Below are 21,278 nucleotides of genomic sequence, written 5' to 3' on the forward strand. Positions count from 1 at the left end.
TTAAAAGTGACTTAAAATGAGAAGATTATCAGTAGTATTAGTAACCTTGGTAGTATTTACACTATCGGCTTTTAAACCTACGGCGGATAAGTTGATCAGCAAAGATGGCCATATCAGTTTTTATTCCCACACGGATATTGAGGATATAACGGCGAACAATTACAAAGTGGTCAGTACGATTGATACCACAACGGGTGACATTGTTTTTTCGGTGCCCATGCAAGGTTTTGAATTTGAAAAGGCATTGATGCAGAAACATTACAACAGTAAGAACTTTTTGAATACCAAGAAATTTCCAAAAGCAAAGTTGATCGGCAAAATAAACAATCTCGAAAGTGTCGATTTTTCAAAGGATGGAACTTACGAAGCCAAGGTGTCCGGAGATTTGGACATCAAAGGGCAGACAAAACCCATAACAGAAATAGCAACCATCACCGTAAAGGGTGGCCAAGTTACCCTGGATTCCAAAATGGATGTCGTCCTTGGAGATTATGGCATTACGTTTTCTGGGGGTAAACCTTCAACCAATATCGCCAAAAAGGTTGAGGTTACTGTTAAAGCGGTTTATACCAAATAATAGTAAATTTTAACATTGTTTTTCATATTTGATTTGTTATAGCACGATAGTATGAACAAGCTCATACGAATAGGATTCACTGGGTTTTTGATCAGTTTTTTGGGGTCATTGCCCTTAGGCACCCTAAATGTTACCGCCTTTCATATTGCGGTATTTGAAGGTGTCAATGATCTAATATGGTTTGCTCTGGCTGTCGTACTTATAGAATTGGTGGTTGTTAGGATCACATTGAACTGGTCAAGCAATACCCTTGATTTAAGGAACAGGGCTTTTTTATACATTATGCCAGTAGCAGTACTGGTTTTGTTCTATTTGTCTATTTCCAGTTTTATGTTGATCGGAGAGAAAAAGGAGTTAGGAGCAGACCTTCACCTGATTCCCATGATAAAGTCTTTTTTTTTACTGGGTCTGCTCTTGAGCGCATTGAATCCAATGCACTTTCCATTTTGGTTAGGTTGGAACAGTTTCCTAAAGTCAAAACAGTTGTTGAACACAAACCGAGGAATGTACTTCTTTTACCTTTTTGGAATTGGGACAGGGTCATCAACAGGTCTGTTCGTTTTTATCCTTACCGGACAATTCATATTTAAAAATATTCAACAGTACAATTACATCATTAGTTTTATAATGGGTTGTCTGTATTTGGGCTTTTCACTATATATGCTTTTCATTTTTTATAAAAACCATTTCAAACCAATACCTATAAAGTAATGTTCAAATCATCACAACAGACCTTGGAAGAATTCAAAGTAGTATTGCTTCAACTCCCCAAGGATTGCTATTCAAAGCCGTGTGAGACACTATCGCAGGCCACGATAGGCCAGCATACAAGGCATATCATTGAGCTGTACCAATGTTTGCTCAGCGGTTTTGAATTTGACGAAGTTTGCTATGACAAGCGCAAAAGGGACAAACGTATTGAGACCGATGTAGATTTTGCCATATACCATTTGGGCCAGATTCAACAACTATTGGAAAAACCTGATAAAAAACTCACCATGGTCTATGAGCTGAACGGGAATAGGGAGGAAATGGAATCCAACTATTTTCGTGAGGTCATGTATAACTTGGAACATACCATTCACCATCAGGCACTGATTAAAGTTGGTATCAACCAGCTTACCCATGTTATGCTGCCCGATTCCTTTGGTGTTGCCCCCTCTACCATTCAGTATAGAGAACAGGCCGTGTAAATCCATAACAATTGAAAAGAGATCAATACTGAATGTCAAAAAAACTGAGTGAGTTTCCGGCAACGGCCATTTGTGGCAATGATATAAGCTCGTCATGTTTGTATGTTTCCGCACTGGCCATTGGCTATGCCGGTCAATATGCCTGGATATCGCTGTTGATAGTAGCGGCAGTACTGTTTCTGTTCAGAAAAATATATGGTGAGGTCGTGGGCGCATTGCCCCTAAATGGTGGGGCATACAATGCGTTGTTGAACACTACGAGCAAATCAACCGCCTCATTGGCGGCGACCCTGACCCTTTTGTCCTATATGGCCACTGCGGTCATCTCTGCAAGTGAAGGCATGTACTATGTGCACAGCTTATGGAACGGTTGGCCTGTAATCACGGCGACCATTCTGTTATTGCTCTTTTTTATGGTGCTGACCATTGTAGGTATAGGGGAGTCCGCGAACGTGGCAAGTGCCATATTTATTTTCCATATTTTTTCACTGGTAACCCTCTCTACTTTTTGCCTATATCATTTTTATGAAAATGGTTTGGGGATTATAACTGCAAACTTTGATAGGCCGATTCAGGGAGATAGCGTGGTCACCGCTTTATTTTTAGGGTTTTCCGCAGCCATGTTGGGAATAAGCGGTTTTGAGAGTTCAGCGAATTATGTGGAAGAACAGGAAAAAGGGGTCTTTAGAAAAACGCTGCGCAATATGTGGATTGTGGTAAGCGTGTTCAACCCATTGATGGCGTTTTTGGCCTTGTCCCTCATCCCCATTCCAGAGGTTGCAACACACAAGGAAACACTGTTGTCCTATATGGGCGAACTTTCAGGGGGCAATGGGCTGTCCATCCTTATTTCGGTTGATGCTGCCCTGGTATTGAGCGGTGCGGTGCTTACATCTTTTGTAGGGGTCAAAGGACTAGTGGAGCGAATGACTCTGGATCGGATTTTGCCCAAATTGCTGCTCAAGAAAAACAAGCGTGGCAGTTATTATCGGATCCCCATTTTGTTCTTTTTCATGTGCTTATCAATATTGTTGATCACCAAGGGAGATCTAAGTGCTTTGGCCGGGGTCTATACCATTGCATTTTTATCGGTCATGGCACTTTTCGGATTCGGAAATTTTTTATTGAAAATACGTCGTAAACGACTGCCCAGACCAGAAAAATCATCTTGGTCGGGGTTGTTTCTGGCCGTGATTGCCGTAATAGCGGCATTGGTTGGTAATATGGTAATGAACCCCAGCTATTTTGAGGTGTTTTTAGAGTATTTGGGACCCTCATTTCTAATAGTGTTCTTTATGCTCAATAGAAACGCTATCCTTACCTTTCTGCTGACCATCACAAAACATTGTTTTAAGCCATTGGATAGGTATATTGGCCAAATCAATAAAAAAATATATAAAACCATAATTGATATAAATTCGCAAGAGTTTGTGTTCTTTACCCATGGCGATGACATAGCAACGCTTAACAAGGTCATGCTCTATATTTCTAAAAACGAGCCAACTAAAAAGATTAAAGTTGTTACCACTTATATGGACGAGGTATATCTTTCTGAACAACTGGAAAAAGATATTGAGGTGCTGGATCGGGAATACCCCAAGATTGATATAGAATACCTTAAGCTCAAAGGTGTTTTTGGACCAGAAATGGTTCAAAAACTCTCTGCGGATTGGAATATCCCTGTCAATTTTATGTTCATTGGATCCCCTGATGATAGGTTCCCCTATAAAGTATCTGAACTTGGTGGTGTAAGACTGGTCATATAATCCAATTTTTTATGGAATAAACATATAGTCTATAAAAGTAAATCTTTCCAAAAAAAATTAAGTTCATACGGTTTTTAATGATTTACGTACTTCGCCGTTTCAAAGTGAGCATTGTTACCTTTTTTTAAGTGAGCCGCTTTTGATTGATTTCTACTTTGCTAAATTTCCTTTGCTCTAAATAAGGTCATTCACAATTGGCACATTAACAAACCAAGATAATATCATTCATAAAGTGTAATACATATTTTCCAAAATAATTGAGATTCAACTCAATGTTTATATTTGCACTTTGATTTCCTTAAGTGATACAACCCTACATGGGCTAGAAAGAACTTTTTGTTGAATTTTGTGTTGTCTTCGCTATAACCAACGAGCCAATTAAAAGAATCAAATACTATTCTTTCTATCTTGTTAAGTCACTGATTTCGATTCAAACATTAGTGAAGTATGGTGTTACCAAAAAACCTGTATTGAAGTAATATAATTCGAAGCATTCCCAATTTCCATTTAAGCTTTCAATTGATTTGCCAATACGCAATACTGACCAAGAATTCTTTCGACGCATTGAATGCCATAGAAAGTTGCAATCTCTAGACCAATACAATGGATAAGCAGCAATCAATAATAATATTAATGGCGATACCATGTGCTCTTTCAAATAATTGGAATAAGTCAATTTATTTCCAGTAGGATCTGGACCATACTATACCGGAACTAGCAAATGTGGCCTAACGTCCTGAGAACTTCGTCCATTACAGTGTAGTTATTTGGAATTACTTCAAAAAAGTTGGAAATGAGAGCATTAATGTTGTCTAATTAAAAACTCCATATAACATAAAATATATCTCAATTGAAATTATTCAATCAAATCTTATTAAATGTCGTTTTTATGACACTTTCTTGAAATTTTAAAAATTAATTTCACAACTGTAACGGTTTAATTTATGGTTCGACTTCAACCGGAAAATTGGGTAAAACTCTACTATAGTTCGCTAACCGAATATGCGAGAAGTAGAGTTCCTGGCAAAGTGGTCAAAGATTTGGTGCAAGACACATTTTATGCAGGCTTGAAATCCTCTGACACTTTTAGATCAGAATCAAAAGAGTTGACATGGTTGATCGCTATTTTGAGACACAAGATATATGACTATTACAGGAGGTTGGGGTCACAGAAAAGTTTGGTTTCTGAACGCTTAACCCTTCAATCTGACTATGATAATAAGTATGCAAATGAATTGTTCAATAAAAGGCTCAACGATAGCACTGCTGAGTCTAATTATTTGACACAAGAGTTAAATTCGATTATATGTCAAGGACTTCTTACTTTGACAATCAAAGAAAGACTCGTTTTTAAACTTAGACATAATGGCTATGAGACCTCAGAGATTTGCCAAAAACTGAGCCTCAAGGAGGCCTACTGCTGGGTACTAATGTCTAGAGCGAGAAAAAAAATGAAGAATTTCTTATACCAACATTGGTTAGATTAGCTAGACTAAAATAGATAGCTAATTCCACAAACCTTTAAATACTACTTCATTTCAAAGACAAGATATTCTTCTAGTAAATTTTACAGTTTCCAAGTTGGTACAATCAATTATATTTACTTCCGTCAACATAATTCCTTGTGGTCTAATTATCAGACCCTAACACGATGGATACTACAAATCTGTTGAAAATAAGAGCATAGAAAATTGAAATTCAAAGTTTAGCATTTGGGGAATTATAACCTCACTCAAAAACAGGGAAGCTACGATTAGATTACAGAAACAAGGAGTTCGTTAAGGGTAAGTCTCATATCAATGGAATCGAAGGGTTCTGGGATTTGTAAAGACAAGTCGTCAAGATTCAAGGGAGAGCACAAAAGTAGCTTTTACCCACATCCGAAAGAAATCGAGTTCAGGTATAATTATATAGATACGAAAATTTATATAAATTCATCATACATCATCTAAATCACAATCCCCTTATGTTGTCGTGAACCATGATTTAATAATCAGTCAAAATAACATATAAAATTGCAAAAGCTTTATCTACTTCAATCAAAGCTTTCATTTACTAGTGGATTCTTAACAGAACTGTTCTTTCTTAATCGGTTTTGAATTGTTCTTGATGTATATTCACAGATCTATAGGAATAACTGATTAAGCAAACTATCCCTAGCAAAAACACAACAATACCAATTATAGTTATATAAATCATTATCTTTTCTCTAAGATTGACCGTTAGACCAATACCACCAAGCAATCCCGAAATGACCAAAAAAGCTATGGAAACATAAAATAGCACCATTGTAGTGTTCAACAGTTTCAATTGTGCCAACTTTCTGGTTATGATCTTATCATTTATTGGTTTACTCCCCACATAGTCATTGATCTCATTGTTCAACGCCACCATAAGATTGGAAGTTGACAAGAGCATTAAGGCAATTCCAGGAAGCAATGTAATAGGCAAGTACCAATTTTCCATGTATTATGGTTTATGTCGTTTATAGCGATCAACTAAAGGCCTATTCATCATTAATTGGATAATTGAAGCCTTGTCCCTAAAATTAGTGATAACCAAACAAAATCTACAACAATCCTTTACTTTACCCTCAATTTATTATTTACATATTGCCCTTATAATTCTTGTGAAGAGAGCCTATTTGAAAAAAGGCATAGAAAAGCAATGCTAGTAATTGGTTGAAATATATTTAAAAAAGCTAGATCAAATATCAAACGGACTAAGCCAATGTCGAATAAAGATTTTTTGCTATTAAATTTTTGATCTTATCTTTTGCCAAAGTACGTTCGGGTTTGTACCTGATGCTAAACCAATTTGAATTTACATGTAATGCTTTTGCCTTTGCCTCATTATTTTCAACCAAATGGTTGAGCATGAAAGGAATCGTTATCTTTTTGTCCGTTGGTCTAACTCCTCCTAATCTGGGATTGTCCATCTTTTCATAAGCTTTAAAAAAGTGCTGGTTAAGGCAGAATATATCCGTAGTAGCCAACATTTGCTCTGACAAAGCTAGATTTTTGATTTCCGCATGGTTAATAATCCCGTTCACCTTTCTGATTTTTTCCAACTTGACTATTTTTTTTAGCCGATCGCTCCCCTTCTCTAAAATACAAATGGTCCTATCTACGCAGCCATAGGGCGAAAGCGTTTTCCCCAAAGGAAAATTTAAGATGGCAAAATCGTTGTCGTACTGATTTAAAAGTTTTATAGCCTGTCTATAAATGCTCTTACCATAAAAATAGCGTGCGTTTATGACCAAGAAAGGGGTATTGAGGTGTTTTTTTGCCTTCCATAGTGCATAAGCGTTGTTTGTAAACTTTTCATTTGGAATGCCCTTCCTCAAATTAAATATGGGGGGTTCTGTTCCAAGCCAACGCATGTTTATCAATCTTCCAAATCTATTTTTAATAGGCGGTTTGATTATTTTTTGGATATCACTCGTTGTAATAAAGACAATTTGGTCAAAACCAGCCTCAATTGCATCATAAACGGAGTACTCCAGTAACATTTCACCGGATGGGCCTATGCCCTCAAAGTATTTGTCGCAAAAAGCTTCATCTTGCTCAGTTGCAAGTACTACTAAAGACTTTTTCATAATCAAAGCATATCATAGTGAGTTTAAAACAATCTTACCACATCTGAATACCTAAAGATGTTCGATGGGTTTAATCCAAGTGTTCTTTCTTGGTAGAGTTCATTGGGTACGCTGATGTCACCCAGGTACAGTTCGCCTATCATGTTTTTTGTTTCGTGGGCAAACAATCCTATTTTGGGCATTGCCAAGGTGAGTGTGGCAGATGCTCTTATTGTTGGTTCATATAGGATACCGCTTGTCAGGTCAAGACCTGAGGGGGTATCCAAAGAGATTACAGGGGCGTGTTGGGAATTTGCCCACAGAATCATTCCTGCAGCAAATCCATTTGGGTTTCCTTTGAGGCTATAGCCAATGATTCCATCAAGAACGGCATCAACCTTTTCCAGCCCATCCAGCATGTCGGCCAATTGAATGGAAATCCCCATTCGTTTTAAAATTTTGTATTGATGTTGGGGTATTGGGGTAAACTTTTCCTCTTCTGCTGTTACGAATACTTTTACATTAGCCCCCCAATTGTGCAATCTTCTTGCCGCTACCAAAGCTCCTCCTCCATTGCCCCCTGTACCGGCCATCACAGCGATGCGCTTCCCCTCTACATCACCACTAAAAAACCTTTCCTTGGTCAGTATGGCCAAACAACGTCCGGCATTTTCCATCATTTGGATAAGATCAATGTGATATTCTTCCATCATCAATCGATCCACCTCAATCATCTGCGGAGTATCGATTTTCAAATAATCCGTATGGATAGGTTTAAGATAGTTGCCCATGCCCTTCTTTTTTGGTTTTTGTAAATATTAAAAAGGTAATCAGTGTACCGAGTACTAACGCATAAATCGTGGAGAATTGGAACAAGCTGGACAACGTATAATTTTCGTTGAGCATACCAATGATATTGGAACTAAAACCGGTACCCAATTGTATGGCAGCCACCAAACTACCTGAAATAAGGGCAGCATACTTTGGAAACCCTTCCGTTGCCGAACTGATGGAATTTGGGAAAAGAATTGAACATCCCAACCCGCCCAATGCCATACAGGCCAATAAAAAAGGTTCACTGTGCGCCGATGGTAACAAAAAAAAGACAATAGCAACCAAAAATGGCGCGATACCATAGAGCCATTCGCTGGAAAACCTTAGGGCGATAAAGGTAAAAAGAAGACGTCCTACGGTGATGCCCCCCAAAACAGGGATAGGCCAAGAGCAGCTTTAGCTGTAGAGAGTCCTCCTTCCTTTTCTAGAAATACCGCTCCAAAATTACCGAAGGTAGCCTCACAGGTACCGTACAAGAACACCACAAGAATATATAAGATAATCCGCCCTGGAATCTTTCTTTTAGTTTTATTTTCCTGTTTGTCATCTGCATCGGGTAAACTCAAGGTCAGTGGCAGGGTAAAGATCCAAATGATAAAGACCACCGCAGCTACGACCAATGGTGCCCCCCACCAGAATCCCGCTTCTAAAAAGGCATTAAGGAACAATGCCGCACTGGCCGTTCCCAACCCCAGCATAATATGCATGGCGGTGACGGCCGAAGTTTCCTTTCCTGGGAATAGGTTGTAGGCAAAAGGGTTAAGTGCCGTAATGGTAAAACCAAATCCGATGCCTAAAAACCCTGTGGCAAAAAGTATTGCCCAATAGTCCACATTACCCTCCATAAGCCAATTACTGGCCATAAGCAGTAACATGGAGAGCAGTATGGAAAATTGCCCATAGCGCATAACGGTTTTCATCCCTTTCTTTTGGGCTATCTTGGGCGCGCTTAACGAAGATACAATCGCAAACACGATTTGGGGTATAAAGATGGAACCGTATTGGGCACTGCTAAAGCCATGATACTGTGGGTCAACAAAGAGATTGCCAGCTGCAGGAAAAAGTACCAGAGCTATCCCCACAAGGAATCCGCTTACATAAATCGATATTATTTTTTTTGTTTTCACTCCTTGTATAGATTAAAGAGTTCATGTTCCGCAAATAATTTTACCATCGCAGCAACCGACCATGCCTGATTAACACAACCTCTTCCCGTCTCTGGGTTTTCCCCATCAAATATTTCGGAGATGCCATGGATACAATCAGAATGGTAAAAGTGACTTTGGAGACTCATCGTAGAAACCAGTACCTTTCTTTTTGCTGCGGCCGAAAAGTTGTTTACCTTAAGAAAAGCTTGCCAATACTCCATTAAAAGAAATGGCCATACCGTTCCCTGGTGATAGGCAGTATCCCTTTCCCATTGATCACCCCTGTAATTCCCGATAAATTGAGGGTTTTGGGTATCCAAAGTCCGGAGCCCGTAAGGGGTCAGCAATTTTTTTTCGACCAGTTTTACGATCTTCTTTTCTTTTTCTTTGCTTAAAATAGAAAAGGGAAGGCTAACTGCGTAGATTTGATTGGGTCGAAAACATTCATCACGAGATTTTTCACTCACAACATCAAGTAAGTACCCATCCTTGGTCATAAAAGATTTTTCGAAATTTTTGAGAAAAGTTTCTTTTGTGCTTTTGATTTGTTTATGGATTTTGACATCGCACCCTGAGCAAAAGTGTTCATATATGCACATGGCGTTGTACCATAGTGCATTGATTTCCACTGGGCAGCCTATTCTCGGTGTCACCACATAATCTCCTACTTTTGCATCCATCCACGTAAGTTGCCAGTTTTCCTGACCACCAGAGATAAAACCTTTATCGGTAAGATGAATGTTGTACAGCGTTCCCTTGATATGGTAAAGCAGAATTTCTTCCAGTATCTTGATGTTGTCTTGAATGAATTTGGTGTCATTGAACCGTTGTTCATATTCATAGAGCGCAACAAACAACCACAAGGTGGCATCAATGGTATTATATTCCACCTCTTGACCATCATAATCGGGAAAGCGGTTGGGCAACATCCCTTTATCGACGTACTTCAAAAAAGTGGATAGAATCGACTTTGAAGTCACTTGGTCACCAATAGCTATGGAAAGTCCGCGCATGGCTATCATGGTATCACGCCCCCAATCGGTAAACCAGTGGTAACCTGCTATTATCGATTTGGAGTTGGTGGATGCCCTATTAACCACAAACTGATTGCCCGATACCAAAAGATCATTGTAAAAATCGTTTTTGATCCTGCCCATCCTTAAAGAAGCCAGCGATTTCTCCACTTTTTTTTCCAGGTCGGAGGTTCTTTTGCCCACCATATTCTCCTCGGTAGTAAAGGTCAGCGAAACTTTTTGGCCAGCTTTCAGATTTGCCTTGACCATACCTATGCGGTAATAATCTTCTGTGGATTCTTGACCACGATAGGCCTCTTTGTAGAGTTGGATGTTGTTGTACCATGCCCTTTCTTCAATAAAATCTCCCCGGCTCCAACCTATATAAAAGGGGCTACTGTCCGGATAGGGGTAAATTTTCATTCCTCCCTTTATCGTTTCATAGTAAAAGTCAAAATTGTTTTGGTGCATGGTCCAATGGTAATCTTTATGCTCCAACAAGGGGTGAACTTCCATATCAAATACGTTTTTTCCCAAGTTTTCATAAATGACCACTGTTGTGTTGCTATGGGGTACCATGAACACTTTTTTGCTTAGTTTCCAACCCTTTCCTTTGTAAATCCAAGTTGCAATGGGTCTTCTTTCGAAAGATTGCAAATGGGCATACCCTTTAGGGTGTATGGCTTCCGGGTATTGGTTCACTGATAAATCATCAATGGTATCCCCATCACCATTAAAGATGCGTTCTTCCACTTTGGCCACCAAAACAGTACGTTCTGTGGGCGGATTCATGGATGCAACCAAAAGACCGTGATATTTTCTGGTATTGGCACCCACGATCGACGAAGAAGCATAGCTGCCAAGACCATTGGTCTCCAACCATTCCATTGAAAGCAACTCATCGATTTTCTTATCCTTTAAATTCATTTATAATAGTAATTAGTTGATTTTTATGTATGTAACTTTACACGCAACAGATAAGAATCTGCTGTGATATAGAGTTCACTATAATCATTGTTAAATGCGCAATTGGAAACCCATTCCCCTGGTTTTATTTTTCCGATGAGCTTGTATTCCGGACTAAAAATCCAAAGGCCTCCCGGACCTGCCGTGAATATGTTTCCACGATTGTCTACTTTGACCCCATCAGGAAAACCTACTTCTTTTCCTATAAGATCGGTTACATTCAATATTTCTTCCATTGTGCCCAAAGTACCATCTTCCAAAACATCAAACGCCAACCATGCGGCATTGTCACCATCTGTATTGGCAACATAAAGTGTTTTTTCATCTGGGGAAAAGGCAAGACCATTGGGTCGGCTTACTTTATCGGTCAACAAAATGAGTTTCCCCTCTTTATCCAATCGATATACCCCTTGAAAAGGGAGTTCTTTGTTGGGGTCATTCATCATCTTTTCACTTAGACCGTAAGGTGGATCCGTAAAATACAGGTCGCCTTTAGAATTGAAGACAAGATCATTGGGACTGTTCAACCGCCATCCATCATAATTACCGGACAAGACTTCAAAATCTGGTTTTGGAGATTCCAAGGAGGCCTTCATACGAGCCACTTGCCTATTCCCGTGCTGGCAAAGGACCAAGTTTCCATTTTTATCAAGAGCCAAACCATTTGACCCGCGCTCTCTACTATCTGTCTCTTTACCCGTAAAGCCTGAATGTTCAAGATAAACCTGGACCCCCTCTTCTTCAGACCATTTAAGGATACGGTTTTCTTTGACATCAGAACAAAGCACCCATTCCTTTTCTGGAATCCACAAAGGGCCTTCGGCCCAGACCAGACCTTCACCCAATACTTCTATAATTGCATTTTTAGGGATAATTGCATCTATTTCTGACGAAATACGTTCGATCTTCCCTATGGTCTTGTATACCTTTGGAACTTTTGGTACGCTTACGATACTCGCTGTTTCCTCTGGTGTGTTTCCCGGCCTGCAAGCTGAAAAAGCTATTAGATAAAGCCCAATCAGTATTCCTTTAAGGAGTATACATTTTGCAAGGTGAACTTTATATGTTATAATGAATGCTTTCATCTATTACCAACAAGATTCATCAATGAGGTGTGCCACACAGCCAGTCCATCCGGTCTGATGAGTAGCACCCACGCCACGACCGTTATCACCATGAAAGTATTCATAGAACAATATCAGATCTTTAAAATGCTCATCACGGTACACTTCTTTATGTAGGGCATGTACGGGACGGTCGCCATTTTCATCTTTTCTGAACATGTTCACCAAACGGTTGTTCAAATCATGACTCAATTCCTTTAAGTTGAATTTTTGATCAACACCTGCCGGACACGATACTTTGAAATCATCACCATAATATTTGTGGTATTCCAGCAGTGACTGTACAAAGAGGAAGTTCATAGGCATCCAAATAGGTCCCCTCCAGTTTGAATTGCCCCCAAACAAATGCGTCGATGATTCGGCAGGATCATACTTGACATCAAATATTTGCCCTTCAAGCATGATCTGATATGGGTTTTCATGTATTTTGGACAGTGCCCTGATTCCGTAAGGGCTCAAAAATTCCTTCTCATCCAGCAGTGCCTTTAAAAGTTTTTCCATCCGTTTTTTGGGCACCAAGGACAGAAGGATATCCTCGCCTTCTTTAAATTCTTCGACAACAAGGTATTTACCGTGCTTTTTGCGGTTATTTCTAAACCATTTGACCCCTGCGTAAAAATTTTTTACTTTTTTCAATTTTTCATAAGGAAGCACCAATACGGAGTTCAACGTCATCAAACCCACCAAAGACCTGACCTTGATCGGGATGTAATTATCTCCGGGCAAGACAAGGATGTCATAGAAGAACCCATCATTTTCATCCCAACTGCCGGACCAGTTGTCCCCTATCCGGTTCAATGAGGATGCGATGTACACAAAATGTTCAAAGAACTTGGTGCACATATCTTCATACGAATCATCCTCCATCGAAATTTCAAGTGCCATCTGCAGCATGTTCAAGGAGAACATGGCCATCCATGCAGTACCGTCGGCCTGCTCTAAATGCCCTCCACCGGGAATTTGACTGCTTCTGTCAAAAACACCGATGTTATCAAGCCCTAAAAAGCCACCTTGAAATACGTTGTTGTTATTTCGGTCTTTCCGGTTCACCCACCAGGTAAAATTGAGGGACAGTTTGTTGAACACCCTTTTGAGGAATTCAATATCGCCCTTACCCGTTTTTTTCTTGTCGATTTCATAGACCTTAAAGGCCGCCCATGCATGTACCGGAGGATTCACATCAGAAAAGGCCCATTCATAAGCTGGTATTTGCCCATTGGGTGCCATGTACCATTCCCGAAGAATGAGAACCAATTGGTCTTTGGCAAATTCAGGGTCGATCATTGCCAAGGGAACGGTATGAAAAGCCAAATCCCAAACGGCATACCAGGGGTACTCCCATTTATCAGGCATTGAAATGATGTCCTCATTGTTCAGGGTCATCCAATTGTTGTTGCGCCCGTATTTCCGTTGTTGTGGGGGCTCTGGTTGCCCAGGGTCGCCATTCATCCATGTTTCCATGTCAATATTGAAATATTGCTTGGACCAAAGCATGCCCGCAAATGCCTGCCGTTGGATATTGGCGGTGTCTTTACAGGATCCCTTCTCAAATTGCCCGTAAAACTCGTCCGCTTCCCTTTGCCTAGACTCAAAAATGGCATCGTACTTATCTGTCAGCGGATTGCCTGATAATTCTTCTTTGGAAAAGCGCAGCCTAAACTCAACACTTTTTCCACTAGGTACCTTTTTTTGGTACATGGGGGCAAATTTGGTACCTTCGGTCACGGCATCTGTCAGTTCAAAATCATTGTTTACAATGGCATCGTTGAACAAATCTTTTACATAGGGCGACGCATTTTCCATACCATAGAGACGCTCATGGTTTGTTTCATTGTTCGTGAACAGCCATTTGGCAGGTTTTTCAAAATATAGATTGTACTTGCCCAACTTGGGGTGTGTCAATTCAACAGCACCGTACTTTGCGGTGTTTTTCTTCTTTTTGATATTATGCACACCTTCGGCCTGCCCAAAACTCCATAGATTCCGCAACCATAAAGTAGGGGCCACCGTAATTTCTGAGGCTTTGGGACCTCTATTGTGTATCGTAACCTTTACCAAAATGTCTTCATCATCGCCTTTTGCATACTCGGTATATACATCAAAATACCTGTTCTCATTGAAAAGACCCGTATCCAACAATTCATATTCCAGATCGTATTTTCCACGGCTTCTGTTGGTATGGGACAAATCTGCATAGGGATACTCATTCTGTGGATATTTGTACAGGTGCTTCATGTAAGAATGCGTCGGCGTACTGTCTAAATAATAATACAGCTCTTTACAATCTTCACCGTGGTTTCCCTCGGGGCCGGTCAAGCCATACATTCTTTCTTTGAGTATGGGGTCTTTTCCATTCCACAAGGTGACAGCAAAACAAACGGCACAATGCCTATCGGTAATTCCCGCGATACCGTCTTCCCCCCATCTATATACCCTACTTCGTGCGTGGTCATGGGGAAAATAATCCCATGCTTCTCCATGCTCACTATAGTCTTCACGAACCGTTCCCCACTGGCGTTCGCTCAAATAGGGTCCCCATTCCAACCACTTTTTTTTGCCCGAATAGTTTTCTTTTAATCTTAACTCTTCAGCATTATTTTTCTTTGCCATATTCTTATTTTAATTCCTTTGATACATTCTATCATTTAGAGCCGTAGTAGTTACGCTAAGGCCTTGTCAAGGTTATATGCAGCGCTTATAAGGGCCAAGTGTGTAAATGCCTGGGGATAATTCCCCAAGGCCTCTCCCGTCGCTCCCGTCTCCTCCGAATAAAGTCCCAAATGGTTCGCATAACCCAACATTTGTTCAAATAAAAGTCGCGCCTCTTCCAGCCTACCGGCCCGGGTAAGTGCCTCTACCATCCAAAACGTGCAGATGTTGAACGTTCCCTCTTCGCCCACCAAACCATCCTCGGTCAGGGAAACGTCATAGCGGAATACCAATCCGTCCGATACCAACCCTCCTTTATTGGGAGGTCGGTTCATGGCGTCAAGGGTCTTGAGCATGCGTTCATCTTTTGGCGATACAAAAAACACCAAGGGCATCATCAAATTTGCCGCATCAAGGGTATCACTGCCATAACTTTGGACAAAAGCCTGTAATTCTTCGTTCCATCCTTTCTCCATGATCTCCTCATAGATATCGTCCCTTACTTTGAGCCATTTATCACGATCGGCAGGAAAGGAGCGTTTATCCGCCAGCCGAATGGCCCGATCCAATGCCACCCAACTCATCAATTTTGAATAGACAAAATGATTCTGTCCCCCTCTTACCTCCCATATACCTTCATCTTTCCGCTGCCAATTATCCGCAACCCAGTTGACGAGTTTTCTTAAATTCTTCCAGAAATCATAGGAAATGAGCTCACCATGTTTGTTGTAGAGGTACACAGCGTCCAAGAGTTCCCCATAAATATCGAGCTGTAACTGGTCATAAGCGCCATTGCCAATTCGGACGGGTGCTGATTGGCGATAGCCTTCAAGATGATCAAGATGTTCCTCAATAAGCTGATGCCTACCATCAATACCATACATGATTTGTAAGGATCCATCAGCATTCAGCTCTTCACAACGGTCTTGTATCCACTGCATAAATTCTTTTGCTTCCTGATGAAATCCTATTCGCATAAAGGCATAGACCGTAAAGGAGGCATCCCTTATCCAAGTGTAGCGGTAGTCCCAATTTCTTTCACCCCCTATCCCTTCAGGCAGCGAACAAGTTGGTGCCGCCACAATGGCACCCGTAGGGGCATAGGTGAGCAGTTTCAGCGTAAGGGCAGATCTATGCACCATCTCACGCCATCTACCCGTATAACTGCATTGTTTGAGCCAGTCCCGCCAGAAGTGCACCGTGGTCGTAAAGTCAGTATAGATATCATCTTTTGAACGACAACTTGTACAGCTTGATCCTGATTGAATTTCAGTTATGGAGAAGTTGACCGACTCTTCCTCTTCCAACATTATCTCTGCGAAGATGGCACCTTTCTTCTCCTTCAGCGGCACTTGGGTAGAAAGTGCCAAGCTCAGATCATCAGAATGAAAAGCGGCCCCAAATTCACTTAAAACGGTTTGATGCGCTTGCCGGCCATAATCAAAGGCTGGCCTACATTCAACCCGAAGCTTCACTTTACCCCTAATAACATTAACCTTTCGCACCAAATAATTGTCATCCTTTGTAGGTAAATCATGGCCCACGGGCATGTAATCCACAATTTGAAACACCGAGTCATCAGTAAGAAATCGGGTAACGAGGACATTGGTGTCCGGCCAATAAAACTGTTTGCACTTATATTCCGTTTCAATAGGCGTAATAGTGAACCACCCCCCTTTTTTGCTGTCCAAGACTTTGGCAAATACACTGGGGGAGTCAAACCTTGGAAAACAAAACCAATCGATGGAACCGTTGTTTCCGACCAATGCAACGGTCTGCATATTTCCAACAATACCATAATTTTCTATTGGCACGTAGTTCATTCTCAATTATTTATTGGACCATTCAATATTTGCCTAAACTTTTTTAACAGATGGCATCAATTTTTTCCTAACCATTAGTTGTAAAACCTGGATAGCAGGTCATGGCACCATCAACAAAAATGGTAGTACCGTTCACATAGTCAGACTCATCAGAAGCCAACCAAGCTGCCGCTGCACCTATATCAGAGGGTTTTCCTATGCGTTTGTATGGAATCAGCTCGTTCAATTTGTTGAGTGCCTCTGGGGTCTCCCAAGCTTCTCTGTTAATTGGGGTCTGTATGGCTCCAGGCGCAATGCTATTCGCCCTCACTTTTTGGGGACCATATTCTTGGGCGATCGATTTCATCAGCATAATAATGGCACCCTTCGTGGCCGCATAGTTGGCATGACCCGCCCATGGAATGACCTCGTGCACAGAACTCATGTGAATAATCTTTCCCAATGCAGCTGATATTTCAGGTCGCATACCTCTTCTAAGAAACTCTTGTATAGCAGCCCTGGAGCATAGGAATTGTCCGGTAAGATTGACATCCAACACAAATTGCCATTCCTTCAAAGGCATTTCATGAAGAGCATAATCCCGTTGGAGCCCAGCATTTGGAACGCAAATGTCAACCGTACCAAAATGATCAATGGTCTGTTTGAACATATGCTCCACCTGATCTTCTTTGCTGACATCCGCTTTTATGGCGATGGCTTCCCCACAAATGGAGTCGTTGCTAAGTTTTTGGGCAAGCTCCTCAGCTGCCTCCGGGTTTGAGATATAGTTGATGACCACATTGGCACCATCCTTTCCCAAGGCCATTGCCACAGCTTCACCAATACCTGAATTTGCCCCGGTTACAATAGCAGTCTGACCTGCCAACCTTTCATTCGGTTTTTGATACATATATTGTTTTGATTACTAATTTTTAAATCCGGGCATTTTACCCCCTATTTTTGTTCTTATTTTATACAAACTACTGTGCGCCGCTAAATAAAGGGTCTTGCCATCATCACCCCAGGCCAAATTTGCTGGTCTTTCAGGACCAATGATCTTGCCCAATAGTTTTCCTTTTGGGGAAATGATCCAAATTCCACCAGGTGCCGAAACATAAATATTTCCCTTGAGGTCAATTTTCATTCCGTCCAGAGCTTCCGCTCCATTGGTCTGGTCCATTTCATAAAATAGCTCAATTTCCCCAAGTGACCCGTCCGCCTTCACGGGGAATCGATATAACGTTTTGGAATTCATAATATCGCGAATGTCCCAATTGCTTACATAGAGGTATTTCTCGTCTGGGGAGAAAGCAATTCCGTTAGGTCCGCCAATTTTATCGGACAACAGTTCTACCTTACCATTTTTAACACGGTAAACACCCTGATAGGGGGTTTCCTTTTTAGGGTCATCATACGCTTTTTCCAAGCCATAGGGTGGATCTGTAAAATAGAGCGTCCCATCTGATTTCAATACCAGGTCATTGGGACTGTTCAAACGTTTACCCCTATGATTATCGGCAATTACGGTTATTGGGCCTTTACGCTCATGTTTAATGATCCTACGGTTACCGTGCTGTGCGACAAACAACCTGCCATTTTGATCTAGTGTCAGGCCATTGGAACCGGGCTGGTGTATTTTCCCTATATCGGTACCTGTATAACCTGATTTGGTAATATAGACCTCAACATTTTTTGTCTTTGGACTGTACCTATAAATGACATTGGCATTGGGATCACTGAACAAAAGGTATCCGCCCGGATGCCAGACAGGCCCTTCGGTAAATTGAAACCCTTCCGCCACTTTTTCAATCTTTTCGTCAAGGTCAATGACATCGGCCAGCTCAGGCTGAGAGACTACAAGTTCACCCAAACCTTTCCAGTCTTTATTGACCTTATACTCTTTATGAAAATCAACGGTTGCAGAACGAATCCAGATATAATTATCAGGAATATCCGCCAGTGGCCCGTTGATACCAAAGACCGCCAATTGAAAGGTCTCACCGGGTTTGGCATCGTCCGTTAAAATAACGCGGTTTCTGGCATTGAACCCTTTGACGATACCGTTACCGGATTGCCCAAAGGTCTTGTTCAGTTCGCCGTTGATCCAAATCTCAGAATAATCGTCAATGACAATTTCAAAGAATACGGTAGATCCCGTAGGATCAAAACCATCAATATCATTGGGAATCGTAATCTTTAGCCTGTACCAGTTGAAACACAGTCTGCCAGGGCAACGCCGTTCTTCCAGTGTGGTCGCTCCTAATTTTTCCCAAGCTGTATCATCATAATCTTTTCCACCAGCCTTGGGTTCAATGTTCCATGTGGGCATAGGTTTACCTGTTGGATAAAGGTAAAGAGGATCGTTTTTTGATGGGCCTGGGGCACCAAAGGTATCATCCACAATTTTGGCATCGCTGTACCGCCATTCCGTTTTCAACATGGCAACACCTTTATTAGTACGTAAATCAACGATAACGTCTGGATTATCGACCACAATTTCTCTGCTCTCCTGGGCTAGAAGTGCCCAGGAAAACAAAGAAAAACAACAAACTAACAAAGGGAAATTAATTAACTTCATCACTATCAATCAAATTTTGCTGCAGCACCTGCTTTTGCGATTTCAACATCTTGGTCTGCACTAGCAGCACCACTTACACCTATTGCACCTACAACTTGTCCTTTATACTTCAGGGGAATGCCACCACGCAACATATTGTGCCCAACGGTAATCAATGAGGTTCTTCCCCCTATGATGGCGTCTTCCAGCTTTTTTGATTCAAATGTGAATGTGGCCGCGGTTCTTGCCTTGCCTATAGAAACTTCTGATGCTGCGGGAAAAGTGCCTGTCAACCTTTCCAATAAGATAACATGCCCACCTTCATCTGTAATAGCTATGGCTCCACCAGGAGAATTATTCGCCTTGGCATAATCGGTAGCTGCCTTCATCACTTTTTTTGCCCCCTCCAATGTCAGGGTGTAAGACTGTTCAACTTGTGCATTTACTACTCCAGCTATGGACAGAACCGCTGCTAATGTCATTGTTTTTAAAATTTTCATTGTAATTATGTTTAAGGTTGATTGTTTACTTGATACTAGCTGGCTCGACATAGGGTTCGTTAATGTCCAATCCCAATTCTACAACAAGGCAGTTCCAGTTTTTATCAGCTCTTTTGATTATTTTTTCTGGCTTTTTCTTTACCCAAACGGCATGCGCCTTTTCATTTTTATTGAAATAGAGTTTACCATCCACCACTTGATAAATGGAATAGGTCTGTAATTCCTCAACCTTATTGAAATAAGCCGCAACAGCACAAAAACCACCATATTGTGGCAAATATCTTGTTGGGGCGTCATCGAATTTACTTTTGTTTTCAGCCGAAGAAAACAGATAATTTATTCCTTCATAATTGCTTGAAAAATCCGGACTTCCCTTTTTCGGGTCATTATCAAAAAAAGTAAGGATGTCATAACTTTCCATGGCAATGTTATTCCCTGCCTCGTCGGTGTTTACCAAATGTTTTCCAACTGGATAGGGTTGCTTGCATTTTTGGGCATGTAGCCCCAAGGTGCCCATTAGAATGGTTATGACCAGTATAGTTGTTTTTCTCATTCTCATTTTACAGTATTGTTATGTCCAATTAGTTATTCTGTGATCAAAATTGCATGGCCATCAACATCACGGACCATAAATTGTTCAGTTCCGTTTAAATTGACAATACCATTGGAAACAAATGTGGCATTGGCCTGTTGTAGTTTCAGAAAAGCATCCTTTAGATTACCCACCTTAATAATGGTATGCCAATGCCATAAATCTGTAGGCGCACTGTCCTTAGGATAAGGCCTCCCACCAGGCGGGGCTATATAATCCAAGAACTCCACACCAATACCTTTTTTTGCACGGAGGCCTGTAATCCATAATCGGGCACCAAAAACCTGATTGAGGTGTTCTTGCTCAGGCCCATAGTTTTCACTGTGACCTTTGGCCTCCAATCCCAATATGTTTTCGTAGAATTCCAAACTTGGTTCGGTCTTTTCAATACCAATGGCCGTATGGTCTATGCCCATAAAGAGCCCTTTATCGCCCTGCTGCCATTTTGGATCGCCCTTACCATTTGGGAAATAGATAATCTCAATATTATGCCTATCGGGATCCTGAAAATAGAAGGCTTTTATTCCTGCTGCCTCGGTGATATATGCCGGTAGGGTCTGTGGGGCGGTTGACACATGTGGTACCCCTGCATCCCATAGTTTTTTATAGGCCTTGTCCATATCGCTCACCGCAATGGCCATGTGCTGAAACCAATGATCATTGCTTTTAGAGTCAAATGGAACTGGTCTATCCTGCAGTTCATTGTCAAATTCCTGCAAAGCAATGGTTTCACTGCCCAACTGCAGCTCAACGATGGTTACGGACAGATTTTTATTTCGAATACCCAACAGTTGCTCCAATTCCTTTCCTTTTATGGTGAAGGACTGATTTTTTTTGAAACCCAGTACTTCTTCATAAAATGGTACGGAAACATCCAAATCGGAAACGGTAATGACCACTTTATCCACAGCAATTGCCGATTGACCCATTACAATTTGCGAGAGCAGGACAACAGTCGAAAAAATTATGCCTCGAAACAT

The 21,278-nt window shown here is 41.1% G+C and carries 19 protein-coding genes; 5 read left to right on the forward strand and 14 right to left on the reverse strand.

The features are described 5' to 3' along the window. Positions 1-16: 16 nt before the first annotated feature. The 5 genes from LV704_RS02060 to LV704_RS02080 all read left to right on the forward strand — a co-directional run bounded on the left by LV704_RS02060 (position 17) and on the right by LV704_RS02080 (position 5,023). A complete protein-coding gene (locus tag LV704_RS02060) occupies positions 17-577 on the forward strand; it encodes a YceI family protein (protein ID WP_163423751.1) in 561 nt (186 codons plus the stop codon). A gap of 51 nt (positions 578-628) precedes the next feature. Next, complete coding sequence (locus LV704_RS02065; RefSeq protein ID WP_163423750.1) at positions 629-1,288, forward strand: LysE family transporter; 660 nt, start codon at positions 629-631, stop codon at positions 1,286-1,288. Further along, the gene (locus tag LV704_RS02070; protein ID WP_163423749.1) at positions 1,288-1,770 is read left to right on the forward strand and encodes a DinB family protein; all 483 of its coding nucleotides are present in this window, start codon (positions 1,288-1,290) and stop codon (positions 1,768-1,770) included. The genes LV704_RS02065 and LV704_RS02070 overlap by 1 nt, the downstream gene beginning before the upstream one ends. Before the next feature lie 32 nt (positions 1,771-1,802). Continuing rightward, complete coding sequence (locus LV704_RS02075; RefSeq protein WP_163423748.1) at positions 1,803-3,536, forward strand: amino acid permease; 1,734 nt, start codon at positions 1,803-1,805, stop codon at positions 3,534-3,536. 944 nt (positions 3,537-4,480) lie between these two features. Beyond that, a complete protein-coding gene (locus LV704_RS02080; protein ID WP_163423747.1) occupies positions 4,481-5,023 on the forward strand; it encodes an RNA polymerase sigma factor in 543 nt (180 codons plus the stop codon). A 598-nt stretch (positions 5,024-5,621) separates the two neighbouring features. Here LV704_RS02080 and LV704_RS02085 read toward each other — a convergent pair. The 14 genes from LV704_RS02085 to LV704_RS02150 all read right to left on the reverse strand — a co-directional run bounded on the left by LV704_RS02085 (position 5,622) and on the right by LV704_RS02150 (position 21,278). Then, positions 5,622-6,002, reverse strand: a complete 381-nt coding sequence (locus LV704_RS02085; protein ID WP_163423746.1) for a DUF2721 domain-containing protein — start codon at positions 6,000-6,002, stop codon at positions 5,622-5,624. Between the two features lie 256 nt (positions 6,003-6,258). Then, positions 6,259-7,134 carry a hypothetical protein gene (locus LV704_RS02090; protein ID WP_163423745.1) on the reverse strand — a complete coding sequence of 292 codons (876 nt, stop codon included), beginning with the start codon at positions 7,132-7,134 and terminating at the stop codon, positions 6,259-6,261. Between the two features lie 23 nt (positions 7,135-7,157). After that, on the reverse strand, positions 7,158-7,904 hold the full coding sequence (locus tag LV704_RS02095) for an NAD(P)H-hydrate epimerase (protein WP_163423744.1): 747 nt from the start codon (positions 7,902-7,904) through the stop codon (positions 7,158-7,160). Then, positions 7,888-8,319, reverse strand: a complete 432-nt coding sequence (locus LV704_RS02100; protein ID WP_233782120.1) for an MFS transporter — start codon at positions 8,317-8,319, stop codon at positions 7,888-7,890. The genes LV704_RS02095 and LV704_RS02100 overlap by 17 nt, the downstream gene beginning before the upstream one ends. Then, positions 8,301-9,074 carry a sugar MFS transporter gene (locus tag LV704_RS02105; RefSeq protein WP_233782121.1) on the reverse strand — a complete coding sequence of 258 codons (774 nt, stop codon included), beginning with the start codon at positions 9,072-9,074 and terminating at the stop codon, positions 8,301-8,303. Before LV704_RS02105 ends, LV704_RS02100 begins: the two co-directional genes overlap by 19 nt. Beyond that, complete coding sequence (locus LV704_RS02110) at positions 9,071-11,035, reverse strand: amylo-alpha-1,6-glucosidase (protein WP_163423742.1); 1,965 nt, start codon at positions 11,033-11,035, stop codon at positions 9,071-9,073. Before LV704_RS02110 ends, LV704_RS02105 begins: the two co-directional genes overlap by 4 nt. 23 nt (positions 11,036-11,058) lie before the next feature. Beyond that, positions 11,059-12,159 (reverse strand): SMP-30/gluconolactonase/LRE family protein, encoded by a 1,101-nt coding sequence (locus LV704_RS02115; RefSeq protein WP_163423741.1) that lies wholly within the window; start codon positions 12,157-12,159, stop codon positions 11,059-11,061. Between the two features lie 3 nt (positions 12,160-12,162). After that, positions 12,163-14,808 (reverse strand): glucosidase, encoded by a 2,646-nt coding sequence (locus LV704_RS02120; RefSeq protein WP_163423740.1) that lies wholly within the window; start codon positions 14,806-14,808, stop codon positions 12,163-12,165. A gap of 50 nt (positions 14,809-14,858) precedes the next feature. Then, a complete protein-coding gene (locus LV704_RS02125; RefSeq protein ID WP_163423739.1) occupies positions 14,859-16,670 on the reverse strand; it encodes a glycoside hydrolase family 15 protein in 1,812 nt (603 codons plus the stop codon). A 67-nt stretch (positions 16,671-16,737) separates the two neighbouring features. Then, on the reverse strand, positions 16,738-17,559 hold the full coding sequence (locus tag LV704_RS02130) for an SDR family oxidoreductase (protein WP_163423738.1): 822 nt from the start codon (positions 17,557-17,559) through the stop codon (positions 16,738-16,740). 15 nt (positions 17,560-17,574) lie between these two features. After that, a complete protein-coding gene (locus LV704_RS02135; protein ID WP_163423771.1) occupies positions 17,575-19,227 on the reverse strand; it encodes an SMP-30/gluconolactonase/LRE family protein in 1,653 nt (550 codons plus the stop codon). Between the two features lie 5 nt (positions 19,228-19,232). Further along, on the reverse strand, positions 19,233-19,706 hold the full coding sequence (locus tag LV704_RS02140) for a heme-binding protein (RefSeq protein WP_163423737.1): 474 nt from the start codon (positions 19,704-19,706) through the stop codon (positions 19,233-19,235). A gap of 25 nt (positions 19,707-19,731) precedes the next feature. After that, positions 19,732-20,259 carry a YHS domain-containing (seleno)protein gene (locus tag LV704_RS02145; protein ID WP_163423736.1) on the reverse strand — a complete coding sequence of 176 codons (528 nt, stop codon included), beginning with the start codon at positions 20,257-20,259 and terminating at the stop codon, positions 19,732-19,734. Positions 20,260-20,291: 32 nt separating this feature from the next. Next, a complete protein-coding gene (locus LV704_RS02150) occupies positions 20,292-21,278 on the reverse strand; it encodes a VOC family protein (protein ID WP_163423735.1) in 987 nt (328 codons plus the stop codon).

The organism is Flagellimonas sp. CMM7 (assembly GCF_021390195.1).
Classification (GTDB): Bacteria; Bacteroidota; Bacteroidia; order Flavobacteriales; family Flavobacteriaceae; genus Flagellimonas.